This window comes from Mucilaginibacter pocheonensis (assembly GCF_031456535.1).
GTDB classification, from domain to species: Bacteria; Bacteroidota; Bacteroidia; order Sphingobacteriales; family Sphingobacteriaceae; genus Mucilaginibacter; species Mucilaginibacter pocheonensis.
The window spans coordinates 96,427-109,204 of record NZ_JAVDUU010000002.1 but is presented as its reverse complement, the minus strand read 5'-3'; the positions used below and the strand labels follow the sequence as shown (position 1 = coordinate 109,204).

Below are 12,778 nucleotides of genomic sequence, written 5' to 3'. Positions count from 1 at the left end.
TCGTAATTAAATAAATAACCATTTTTTGACGCTTAATAGCTTTGTCAAGCAGGCAGGGATGGATTCTAAGCGGTTTATTGCATATATCTTTAATTATATTTGATGTACCAATTGACCAGTGTTGAAGCTTTTTTACATTCTTTTAGCCTTTTTTATATTCCCCACGGTTGAGGTAACGGGGCAGCCTTATTATTTTAGCCACTACCAGGTAGAGAGCGGCCTTTCCAGTAATTCTGTAATGTGCAGCATTCAAGATAAGCGGGGTTTTCTGTGGTTTGGTACAAAGGATGGCCTCAACTGTTTCAACGGTTACCAATTCAAAGTATTTAGGAACGATCCTGATAAATCAAACAGTCTTGGCGGTAATTTTATACATTCCCTGTATGAGGATGCTAAAGGCACAATGTGGGTTGGCACCGACAGAGGGCTGTACAGGTATGACCAAAATACTGAAAGTTTCAGTAAGCTTAGCGTATCACCGGTAGATGAGATCAGGGATATTAAGGCCGATGGGCAGAATAACCTGTGGTTTATTGCGGGTTTTACGCTGCATAGTTACAATCAATCTATCGGTAAATTAACGGTTTATCCTATAAAAAAATACCTGGAGGCTACCTCTATTTGTATCAGCTCAGGTATTGTATGGGTTGCAACCACAGCTGGTACTATAAAAAAGTATGACCCCGCAACACTTAGTTTTGATAGTTATTCGCTGTTTAATAAGTCAAAACCCTCGGTATCGTGGTTTGTAGAACGCCTTTTTGATACAGGTAAAGGCAGTCTGCTGGTTGGCACATCAAAACAAGGCGTTAAAGTGTTTGATTTAACAACGCACCTATATAAAGATCTGCTTATACAAAACGAAGATAATACCCCCATTTTCGCCCGGGTATTTATCCATAACACAGGTGATGAATATTGGATAGGTACAGAATCGGGCATATTTATTTATACCCTTAGCAATAACAAATCTATCCAGCTTAAAAAGCATTATAATGATCCTTATTCCCTGTCTGATAACGCCATCTATACTTTTTGCAAAGATAAAGAAGGTGGTATTTGGGTAGGTACCTATTTTGGGGGAGTAAATTATTATTCAAAACAATATGCCGCTTTTGAAAAATATTTTCCTAAAGTAGGCGAGAATGCTATTAGCGGTAATGCCGTACGTGAAATACATCAGGACAATAATAAAAATCTTTGGATTGGTACAGAAGATGCCGGTTTAAACAAGCTTGGCACAAATGGCAAGTTTACAAGCTATCAGCCTTCAAATAAGCCGGGTTCTTTGTCAAATAATAACATTCACGGGTTACTGGTAACCGGCGATTCGCTTTGGGTTGGTACGTTTGAAAGCGGGCTTGATATATTTCGTATCTCTACAGGTAAGGTAATAAGGCATTATGTAACCGGCAAGGATACGAATGGTTTAAAAAGCAACTTTATATATTCCATTTATCGTACCCGGACAGGACGTGTGTTTTTAGCAACCGGACATGGGCTTTTTGAATACGATTATAATACGCGCAATTTTAAAATGCATAAAGAGATACCCGACCTGTTTTATACAGAAATTATGGAAGACAGTGCCGGAACTATCTGGGCAGGTACTTACAGCAACGGATTATATTATTTTAACCCCAAAACAGCGATAGGAGGAAAGCTTCATTATTTAAAAAAGAAGGATAGCAGTTTAAATAACGACCGCGTGAACGTGATATATGAGGCCGGTGATAACAGCATTTGGTTCGGTACTGAGCGTGGCTTGTATAACTTTGACAGACGAAAGCAAAGTCTCAAAAAATATACCACCAAGAATGGCTTTCCCAGTGATGTTATCTTTTCCATATTGCCCGATGAGCAAAAACAACTATGGATAAGTACTTCAAAAGGGCTGTTAAGATTTAATCCGGTTACTAAAGACCTAAAGGTATATACCAAGGCCAATGGCCTGTTGAGCGACCAGTTTAACTATAACTCGGCATACAAAGATGCGGATGGGCGCATGTACTTTGGCAGTGTGAAAGGAATGATAAGTTTTATGCCTTTTAAGCTCAAGAATCCGTATACGTCGCCAAACTATATCACCGGTTTCCAGATATCCAACAAAGAAGTAGGCATAAACGAAGCCGGGTCACCATTAAAAAAATCAATTTCGGTTACTGATACCATCGCCTTATCATATAACCAATCGTCATTTAGTATTGATTTCGCGTCGCTCAGTTTTACATCACCTGAAATGACGGAATACCGGTATAAGATGGAAGGGTTGGATAAGGACTGGACACACCTTAAAAGCAACCGTAAAGTATATTTCACAGGTTTAGCCCCGGGCGAGTATAAGTTTCGCTTCGAGTCGTCAAATTACAGCGGTGCCTGGAGCAAACATCCCAAAACACTCGTTATACTTATCGCTCCCCCCTACTGGGCAAGTAACTGGGCCTATTGTATTTATATGTTGTTGTTTATCGGTGTTATATATTTTAGCATCAGGAGCTATCACGAACGGCTGGAAAATAGGAACAGACGGAAGATAGCCATGATGAAATCGGAAAAGGAAAAAGAGATCTACGAATCCAAGATCGCGTTTTTTACCAATGTTGCGCACGAGATCCGTACACCGTTAACGCTTATTATAGCACCGATGGAACGTGTAATGAAAGAAGCCAATGAAGTGCCTTCTATTAAAACAAATCTTCGGATCATGGCAAAAAACACCAACCGCCTGTTGGAGTTAACCAACCAGCTATTGGATTTCAGGAAAACGGAAATAAATGGCTATAACCTTAATTTCGTAAAAACGGATGTGACAGAGTTGTTAAACAACACCTTCACACGGTTTAAAGGCATTACACAGCAAAAGTCAATCAAGTTCAAACTTGAAGCCCCTGCGGGTAAACTTATCGCTTATGTGGATAGAGAAGCGCTGGATAAAATTTTAAGTAACCTGATTGATAACGCCGTTAAATATGCCAAAAGCAAAGTAATTGTTGAACTGCTGCCGCAAAATGACGACAGCCTTACCTTCAAAATTCAGATAAAGAATGATGGGCACATCATTCCACAGGAAAAGAAAAATGAAATATTTGAGACATTTTACAGGCTTAAAGCCACAGAGAAACTATCGGGCACCGGTATAGGGCTGCCGTTATCCCGCTCGCTGGCTGAGTTGCATAAAGGCACTTTGGGATTGTTAGCCACAAAAGATGAAATGAATATTTTTGAATTGGAACTGCCCATTCATCAGCAAATGGAGTTTGATATAATGTCGATAAAATCATGACGAAACCGCTTATACTTTTAGTTGATGATAACGAGGATATCCTTGACTTTAACAGTAATGACCTGGGTACGCACTACAATGTGGAAACCGCACTAAATGGCGAGGAAGCATTGGCTATTTTAGGGGATAAACCGGTAAACCTTGTTATTAGTGATATAATGATGCCGGTGATGGACGGCCTTGAACTATGCCGTAAAATAAAATACGATCTTGACTTTAGCCATATCCCGGTGATATTGCTAACCGCAAAAAACTCACTGCAATCAAAAATTGAAGGGTTGGAATTGGGGGCAGACGCCTATATAGAAAAACCATTTTCGCCCGAACATTTACATGTACAGGTAGCAAGCTTGCTGTTTAACCGTAACAAGGTTAAAGACTACTTCGCTAATTCGCCCCTCGTACACATTAATACCATGGCGTACTCAAAAGCCGATGAAAGGTTTCTGGAAAAGTTAAATACGATCATTGCAGATAACTTATCAAACGTGGATTTGGATATTGAGCACCTTGCCGAAATAATGAACATGAGCCGTTCCACTTTATATAGAAAGATCAAGGCCATCTCAGACCTGTCGCCAAATGAGCTGATCAACATCACCCGGTTAAAAAAGGCAGCCGAGTTGCTGATAGAAGGCAGCCTCAGGATCTATGAAATATCTGAATTGGTTGGTTTTTGTTCCCAAACTTATTTCGGGAGAAATTTTTTGAAGCAATTTGGCATGTCGCCATCAGAATATATAAAGCAAAAACAAGCGGAGAAACATTAATCACAGTACAACTTATCAACCCAGGCTGATGCCTGTTCACTGCAAACTTATTATTATTTCAATCTTCTGGATGTTAGTTCAGCTTAACTAAGTGGCTTAGCCATATCAAACCTGCAGCTGCATGAACACCTCATTAGCGGTGCAATGTTGGCGTTGTTAATTTGCTGACAATGAGTTGTTAATAATCAGCTTACTCTTATATTATTTTGACACAATAGGTTGAATTATTGAACCAAATCTGCTCATTGCATAGGTTCGTTATTATTTTACTTTGAGTATTATTTAATCGCGACCCTAAAATCGTCGGTAAGTAATTATAAGCCAATTAACCATTAGTAAAACATCGAGCCATCTTAAAATGCTTAGTACATTCCAATTAATTCAATTTTAATATTTAACCAAACTATTATGAGAATCAAAAAAAACTTTACCCCAAAAAAAATTTTGTTGTTCTTTTTAATGTTGTTATCCGTGGCATTTTCTGCCTGTAAAAAGGATGTAGGGCCGGCCGTCAAGTCATCGGCAAAAGCTGGATCTGAAAGCCCGCAATTGGAGGTTAATGCAATTACTTATTACCTGGCAGCTAACAGTAACAGCGCCGACTTTCAATCGTTGGTCAATTCGGCTGCAGCCGGCGATGTTATTATTTTGAGGACTGGCAGCCATTATGTAACAACGCCTATAACTCTGCCTGTCGGAAAAAATAGTATAACCATTCGTGGCGAAACGGGAGCTGTGATTAGAAAAGCCCCAAACACGTTTAACGCCGCCGCCATTGAAATTACAGGCAACTACAATACGATTGATTTGGTAGAGCTGGATGGCGGTAATCTGCCGGAAGCAGGAATCATTATTTACGGGCAGCACAATACCATATCAAATAGCAAAATCCATAACTGTGGCAGTTCATCTGCAGCGGGCGCAGGCATTTTGCTGCATAATACAGGTAACCCGGTTTGCGCGCTGAATACGGTTATTGGCTGTTCCGTTTATTATAACTATATGGTTGGTGTTTCGCAAAATGGCCATTCAGACGGAACCATCAGAGACAATGTGATCTATGAAAACGGAGCCGAAGGCTTAACTGTTGATATAAAAAGCCATAACAACTACATCTACAATAATACCCTTAACAAAAACAACACTGGCAACAGGGGAGTTGGCGGCATCGGCATCGATTTTTCTAACGGTAACCGTATTGATAATAACACCGTATCAAATACTTATTATAAAAGCGGCATCACTTTCCAAAATAATATTGGCGGCTGCGATGGTACCATAGTTAGCAATAATCATTTAACCAGTAATGCGCAGTACGGTATTTTGCAAAGGTTTACTCAATATGCAAATACCAATACATCGTTAACAAATAACATTTTTTCGGGTAATACATTGGGCGATACGTTTATACAGTTTTAATCTGTACGTCTTTAATCTGTTACATCATTTTGAACATACCGGCAGCTCAGTTGCCGGTATGTTTGCTTTATAGTCTCTCCATTCCATCAAGTTTGACACGATTTGAAGAAATTCTGGCACAATTGAAAGACATGGCGTGCACTTGTATGATTCATATTTGGAGTGTTAAATGTTCACCTGTTCCCGCAGGCCATTGTAAACCATCCAATCAATAAATCTTTATGAAAAAAATTTTATTTAACGATGGCGGTTGTACCCGCCAAAATCTCAATCCTCATCAAAAGAGATTATTAAAGAGGATATTTTTTTCTTTCCTGTACGGCTTCGTGTGTATGTTGTTCGCGGTGCAGGTAAGGGCCCAAAGCACCATTGTTTCCGGCGTTGTGACCAATGACAAAAAAGAAACGCTTCCGGGTGTTACTGTAAAGGTTAAAGGTACAACAGTAGCTGTAGCTACTGATTTAAACGGAAAGTACAGTATTAATGCTCCAGCAGATGGTACTTTAATTTTTACCTTTCTGGGTTTTGCCGAACAGCAGGTGCAGATACAAAACCGTACCAGCATTAATATTCAACTGGCCGATGGTAGCACGGCCTTAAATGAAGTGGTTGTTGTTGGTTACGGCGTGCAGCAAAAGAAGGACCTTACCGGTGCAGTGTCTGTTGTAAAAGCCAGGGATATTCAAAAACGGCAGGCTACAACCGTTGCCGAGGCTTTACAAGGCCAGGCATCAGGTATTAAAGTACGTGGTGGCGGCCAGCCGGGTTCTGAAGCTCAAATTCAGATCCGCGGTTTGAAAAATCTTTCAAATACAAACCCGCTGTATGTCATTGACGGATTAATAACAACCGCCAACCGTGATTTTAATGCGAATGACATCGAGTCGGTTCAGATCCTTAAAGATGCTTCTGCAGCTGCTATTTATGGTTCAAGAGCCGCTAATGGTGTAATAATTATTACAACCAAAAAAGGAAAGAACGGGCCTATGGCTGTTAGCTTTTCCGGAAAAACTGGCGTTCAAACAATGCCACGTTACAAACTTGCCCAAACAGATGAGTTCTCAAGGATAAACTTTATGGCATATGACAATGCCAACGTACCACGACAAAACCTTGACCTTACAACAAATACCGACTGGCAAAAAGTAGCCTTCCGCACGGGCAATATACAGGACTATAACGCAAGTTTTTCGGGTGGCAGCTCTAACGGAAATTACTTTGTATCCGGCGGGTATTTCAGTAATAAGGGTACTGTTATCAGCACTGATTTTAACAGGATCAACTTCAGGGTAAACACCCAGGGCAAAAAAGGCATTTTCACCATTGGCGAAAACTTAGCTTTAAGCAAAGCTAAAGCCAATGAAATTTCCGGAAACCCTATTATTGATGTTATCCGGATGCTGCCTACTATCCCCGTTTACAATGCTGCTAACCCCGGAGGTTACGGTTATGGCGATGAAGCGAAGGCTCGTACATTTGGTACCAACCCACTTGCTATTGCCAACCTGGAAGATCGTATTAATGAGAACCTGCGTATCCGTGGTAACTTATTTGCGGAACTGCAATTTATGCCGTGGTTAAAATACCGCCTAAATCTTGGTATCGAAACCAGTGATGATCATTATAAATACCTGCGTAAAGAGGGCAACTGGACACTTAACCAGTCTTATGATCCTGCAATTGCCAGTGAAAACCGGGCCGAATCAACATCTGGCCTTATTGAACATACCTTAAGCTTCAATAAAACATTTGGCAAACATGTAATTAATGCCGTTGGCGGCCAGTCATACCAACGCACCAATTACGCCCAGATCTCGGGTACAAAACGCAATATACTGGTGAATAACGGTTCCTATTACGATGTACTGGACCAGGGTAATGAGCCGCAAACAGGCGGTTACCGCAACCGTACCGACCTGATCTCATACTTTGGCCGCGTGGAGTATAGCTTTGCCGACAAATACTTGTTGAATGGTGTTATCCGTTCAGATGGTTCATCAAAATTTGGTCCGGCATATAAGTTTGGTACCTTCCCGTCTGTATCGGGCGCTTGGAGAATAAGCAAAGAAGATTTTTTTAAAGTAGCCTGGATAAATGACCTTAAACTAAGGGCCAGCTATGGTACGGTTGGTAGCAACAATATCGATCCATATGAGTATAACTCGCTGATAAATACATTTTCAACAGCGGTTTTCGGTGCCGACCAAACCGTGCTACAAGGCGCAACCCAGGTGCGATTGGCCAACCCTGATCTGCGCTGGGAAAAGCTTATTCAGCAGAATTATGGTTTAGATGCCTCGTTTCTTGATAACAAGCTAACCCTGTCTGCCGAATACTTTATCTCTAAAACAAAAGATGTGCTGATAAGATACCCGGTTTTGTTAACCACTGGTAATGATGGCGGTGATCCGCGTGTAAATGGTATAACATTGGGTAACCGTGGGTTTGAATTATCGGCCAATTACAGGCAGGATGTAACACCGGTAAAATATGGCATTGGCTTAAACTTCACCACGCTTAAAAACAAAGTGCTTGATCTGGGTTACAGTAAAAATAAAACTTACGTAGGTAACACTGTTACCGAAGTTGGCCAGCCCATTGGCATGTGGTATGTTTTAGAAACCAATGGTTTGTTCCAGAACCAGGCCGAGATTGATAACTATAAAAACAGCAAAGGCCAAACGATACAACCGGGCGCCAAACCAGGTGACATCAGGTTTAAGGACAATAACGATGACGGACAAATTACCAACGACGATAAGAAGGTAGTGGGCAGTCCATGGCCTAAATATGAACTGGGCCTTAACTTTAATGTATCCTATAAAGGCTTTGAGTTTTCTATGGATTGGTTTGCCTCTGTTGGCGCCAAAGTATTTAACGGCCCGCGCAGCGTAACAGATAGGTTTGATGATAATTCCAACTACCGCGCTGGTGTACAGCCCTGGACACCGGAAAACCCGAATACTTCTACTCCAAGAGCTTACTATGCATCAACGCTTAATTCAAGGGGTGATAGCGACAGGTGGCTGGAGAGCGGAAGTTTTGCACGCATGAAATACATTGGCCTTTCATACCGCCTGCCAGCGTCGCTTGTAAAGAAAATAGGATTTGATAACGCGTTGGTTACGTTATCCGCACAAAACCTGCTTACCATCACCAAATATAAGGGCCTCGACCCTGAATTTAGCAATGGAAGTATTTTTGAAAAAGGCTATGACTTTGGTGCTTTCCCTAACCTGAAAACAGTTTCTCTGGGCCTAAACTTCGGATTTTAACAGAAAAGACATTATGAAACGTAATATTTTAAAAATAACATTCCTGGTTGTTTTATGTGTTGCCACATCTTGCAAAAAATCATTGCTTGATCAAAACAACCCAAATACCCTGTCGCTTGAAGCTTTCTGGAAAACAGAAAACGATGCGCAAAAGGGTTTAACTGCAGTTTATCACATGTTTTACCAGCCGGGCGGGTGGGGCCGCTGGATGTATTTCAGGCTCGACCTTACATCTGATGAAGGGTTTAGTAACAGCCCCTGGATTGAGCTTGGCGACTGGACGCGTTTCCAATATATCAACTATAACTTTTGGGAAGGCAACGTAAATACTTACCGCGACACCTATAAAGCAATCTTTAGGTGTAACCAGGTATTGGCCAATGTTCCGAATATCCCTTTTCAGGATGCTTCAAAAAAAGAGCAGATTTTGGCACAGGCCAAGTTTTTACGTGCATTTTATTATTACTATGCCGCCATACTTTGGGAAAATGTACCGGTAATTACTACACCGCAAACTCCCACAGACCTGCCGCCTGCAGGTACGCTTGCCCAGGTGTGGGCTCAGGTTGAAAAAGATTTGACAGAAGCAGCCGCCGCTTTACCGGGTCAATACGCTTCGGCAACAGATCTTGGTCGCCCAACTAAGGGAGCCGCGCAGGCTCTATTGGCCAAAGCGCTTATGCAACAGCACAAATGGACTGAAGCAAAAACCGCGCTTGACTATTTAGTAACAGGCGCGGGAAAGGCCAATTATGATTTGGTTGACTATAAAGCAAACTTCCGTGCCGATAATGAAAATAATAAAGAATCGGTATTTGAAATACAGTTTTCTGACGCCAACAAAACCGCCGAAGGCGATGGCCCCAATTCCAGTATGGGTATTAGCCGCCCGCAGTTTTTTGCACCAAGAAGCATTGGCTGGTCTGACGGTCAGGCACGTTTCTGGTTAGTATCAGCATTTAAAACCGAGAAGACCATAGATGGCGGAATTGACCCGCGCCTGCGTTATACTTTGTTTTACCCTGATCTGGAAAAAGATTTCGGCGATAAAACCTACGGCCGCAGCTGGCAATGGAACGCTGATGAGTGCTGGTTTAAAAAATACTCGCGCGATTATTACCGTACCAACGAAGATTATTTTAGCCAGGTAAATAATCGGGTTATTCGTTATGCCGATGTGTTATTGATGTATGCCGAAACCCTGAATGAGCTTGGTCAAACCGCTGATGCTTATCAATACGTGAACCGGGTAAGGGCACGTTCAAAAATGGCAGAGCTGGCGACCGCCTATCCGGCGATCGGTACCGATAAAACACTGTTTAGGGAACGTTTAAAAGTGGAACGAGCATTGGAGCTTTGCGGTGAAAGTGTACGGTGGGCCGACTTAAAACGTTGGGGTGATTTGGATAGCCAGGGCGCCGTAGATAAAGTTGCCGCCCGTGACCCTGACTTTAAAAACTTTGTGGTTGGCAAAACTATCAGACTGCCATTGCCTCAGGTAGAGGTGCAGAACAATACAAATCTTAAACAAAACCCCGGTTATTAATTTGTTGCCGCTGTTTGTTAAAACGGGCGATAGGCAGAGTCGCTGTTTACCGCCCGTTTAATAACCTTTAAAACGCACTTACCGCTTCTTAATGATGATTAATATTTATAAAGTAAAATGCTGCCTGGCGTTAGGGCTGTCAATAACTATTCTTTCTTCCTGCTCGGCGCAGCAAGGTGTTACTCAGCCTGTAAAACCACCCACGCTTCCAATAGCAAAGGGCGAATACATTAATCCTGTTTTTACACCGATACTGGCCGATCCATCTATTATAAAAGATCCCAAAACAGGTATGTTTTATGGTTATGGAACAGAGGATAACTGGGGCGATGGTAATGGAAGCCATCTTGTTGCCGTAGTTAAATCAAAAAACTTAAAAGACTGGATATATGTAAACGATGCCTTTGTCACTAAACCCAACTGGAAAGCTAATGGTGGCATCTGGGCACCGGATGTAAACTACATAGATGGTAAATTTTATATGTATTACTCTTACTCGGTATGGGCGGATGCTAATCCGGGAATAGGGCTTGCTATTGCGGATAAGGCTGAAGGCCCGTTTGTTGACGCAGGTAAATTGTTTACCACAGCAGAAATTGGCACACCTGCCGCAATTGACCCGTTTTATATATCAGAAGGTGGTAAAAAGTATTTGTTTTATGGTAGCTACAGCGACAAGGACCATAACGGAACCTGGGCGGTTGAACTTGCAGCTGATGGTAAATCGGTGCCTGATCTCACAAAAAAGACAAACATTGCGGCCGGTGATTTTGAAGGCGTAATGATCTACAAAAGGGGCGATTACTATTATTTCTTCGGATCAAAAAACAACTGCTGCGACGGTGCCGCAAGCATATACCAGGTTAGGGTAGGGCGGTCTGCCAATTTGCTTGGACCTTATTTAGACAAGGACGGCAACAAACTCACGGTGAGGGGGAGTGGTACACTGCTTATTAAGCGGAATGATAGATTTGCCGGCCCGGGTCATAATGCCCCTATTATGAGGGATGACGCCGGAACAGACTGGTTTTTATACCATGCTATTGAAAGCGGAAACCCAACTGTACCAACAGGCGCCAACCGCAGGGTACTTATGCTTGATAAGCTAACCTGGAATAATGGCTGGCCCGAAATAAAAGATGCAACACCGTCGGTTACTGCGCAGCAAGCTCCCGTTTTTAATTAAGGTCAAACTTAATATCAATCAGCACATCAAAATTGAACACATTATAAAATTATGAAATTACGCTTATTATTTTCACTGCTATGGTGTACTGTACTGTTTAGTGCTTGCACAGAGAACGCTAAGAATGCTACCGCCGACCGTGCGGTTTGGACCAAAGAACAGGCAAATAACTGGTACAAAAAACAACCATGGCTTGTAGGAGCTAATTTTATGCCCAGTACGGCTATCAATCAGTTAGAGATGTGGCAGGCGGATAGTTTTGATACGCTTACTATAGATAAGGAACTGGCGCTTGGACAGTCGATAGGTATGAACACCATGCGTGTTTTTTTGCATGACCTTGCTTTTGAGGAAGATTCAGCAGGGTTTATCAATCGGGTTGACAAATTTTTACAAATAGCCAACAAACATAAAATAAAGCCAATGCTGGTAATATTTGATTCATGCTGGGATCCGTTTCCCGTTACAGGAAAGCAACGTGCGCCAAAACCATTTACGCACAATTCGGGATGGGTGCAAAGCCCGGGGCAATTGGCGTTGAAAGATACAACACAAAGGCCAAGGCTTGAGCATTACATAAAAAGAGTGGTAGCTCATTTTGCTGCCGATGACAGGGTTTTGGCCTGGGATGTTTGGAACGAACCCGATAACATGACCGGCCCGTCATATGAAAAGGTAGAATTGAAAAACAAGGTTGATCTGGTAATTCCGCTGCTGAAAAAATCATTTGAATGGGTGCGTTCGGCTCATCCGTCGCAACCGGTAACATCAGGCATTTGGGTGGGTAATTGGTCAGACTCTACAACATTAAAACCTATTGAAAAATTACAATTATCACAATCAGACGTAATTACCTTCCATAATTATGACAAAGCTGATGAATTTGAAAAACGAATTGTACAATTACAACGTTATGGTAAACCAATTATATGTACAGAGTATATGGCCCGCCCCAATGGCAGTACTTTCGCCACGTTTTTGCCTATTGCAAAAAAATATCATGTTGGCATGTATAACTGGGGTTTTGTAAATGGGAAAACACAAACAATATACCCATGGGATAGCTGGACTAAAACGTATACAGCTGCGCCACCACTATGGTTTCATGACATTTTTAATACCGATGGTACGCCATACAAAAAAGACGAAACAGACCTTATAAGGAAATATACCGAAGAAGTTAACGGAAAAAGATAAAGCAAAACGTTATAAGATAAAAGCGTCGTAATTATTGTTATGGCGCTTTTTATGTTACCGGAAAAAATGGAATGGCTGCTTTAGCGAAAAACCAGGAAAAAT

At 41.8% G+C, this 12,778-nt stretch carries 7 protein-coding genes; all 7 read left to right on the top strand.

The window, feature by feature from the left end:
• Positions 1 to 118 precede the first annotated feature (118 nt).
• Positions 119 to 3,283, top strand: a complete 3,165-nt coding sequence (locus tag J2W55_RS07320) for a ligand-binding sensor domain-containing protein (protein ID WP_310093673.1) — start codon at positions 119 to 121, stop codon at positions 3,281 to 3,283.
• Positions 3,280 to 4,053 (top strand): response regulator, encoded by a 774-nt coding sequence (locus J2W55_RS07315; RefSeq protein WP_310093671.1) that lies wholly within the window; start codon positions 3,280 to 3,282, stop codon positions 4,051 to 4,053. Before J2W55_RS07320 ends, J2W55_RS07315 begins: the two co-directional genes overlap by 4 nt.
• A gap of 408 nt (positions 4,054 to 4,461) precedes the next feature.
• Positions 4,462 to 5,472 (top strand): right-handed parallel beta-helix repeat-containing protein, encoded by a 1,011-nt coding sequence (locus J2W55_RS07310; protein ID WP_310093669.1) that lies wholly within the window; start codon positions 4,462 to 4,464, stop codon positions 5,470 to 5,472.
• Between the two features lie 221 nt (positions 5,473 to 5,693).
• Positions 5,694 to 8,747, top strand: coding sequence for a SusC/RagA family TonB-linked outer membrane protein (locus J2W55_RS07305; RefSeq protein WP_310093667.1), 3,054 nt, complete (start codon positions 5,694 to 5,696; stop codon positions 8,745 to 8,747).
• 13 nt (positions 8,748 to 8,760) lie between these two features.
• Positions 8,761 to 10,293: a RagB/SusD family nutrient uptake outer membrane protein gene (locus J2W55_RS07300; RefSeq protein WP_310093665.1), complete on the top strand. Its 1,533-nt coding sequence runs from the start codon at positions 8,761 to 8,763 to the stop codon at positions 10,291 to 10,293.
• 91 nt (positions 10,294 to 10,384) lie between these two features.
• Positions 10,385 to 11,479: a family 43 glycosylhydrolase gene (locus J2W55_RS07295; RefSeq protein ID WP_310093663.1), complete on the top strand. Its 1,095-nt coding sequence runs from the start codon at positions 10,385 to 10,387 to the stop codon at positions 11,477 to 11,479.
• A 51-nt stretch (positions 11,480 to 11,530) separates the two neighbouring features.
• Positions 11,531 to 12,676 carry a cellulase family glycosylhydrolase gene (locus J2W55_RS07290; RefSeq protein ID WP_310093661.1) on the top strand — a complete coding sequence of 382 codons (1,146 nt, stop codon included), beginning with the start codon at positions 11,531 to 11,533 and terminating at the stop codon, positions 12,674 to 12,676.
• Positions 12,677 to 12,778: the final 102 nt, after the last annotated feature.

Excerpts from the sequence above, each read along its gene's own strand:
- J2W55_RS07310 (WP_310093669.1), top strand. The coding sequence starts at position 4,462 with ATGAGAATCAAAAAAAACTTTACCCCAAAAAAAATTTTGTTGTTCTTT.
- J2W55_RS07300 (WP_310093665.1), top strand. The coding sequence starts at position 8,761 with ATGAAACGTAATATTTTAAAAATAACATTCCTGGTTGTTTTATGTGTT.
- J2W55_RS07290 (WP_310093661.1), top strand. The coding sequence starts at position 11,531 with ATGAAATTACGCTTATTATTTTCACTGCTATGGTGTACTGTACTGTTT.
- J2W55_RS07315 (WP_310093671.1), top strand. The coding sequence starts at position 3,280 with ATGACGAAACCGCTTATACTTTTAGTTGATGATAACGAGGATATCCTT.
- J2W55_RS07295 (WP_310093663.1), top strand. The coding sequence starts at position 10,385 with ATGATGATTAATATTTATAAAGTAAAATGCTGCCTGGCGTTAGGGCTG.
- J2W55_RS07305 (WP_310093667.1), top strand. The coding sequence starts at position 5,694 with ATGAAAAAAATTTTATTTAACGATGGCGGTTGTACCCGCCAAAATCTC.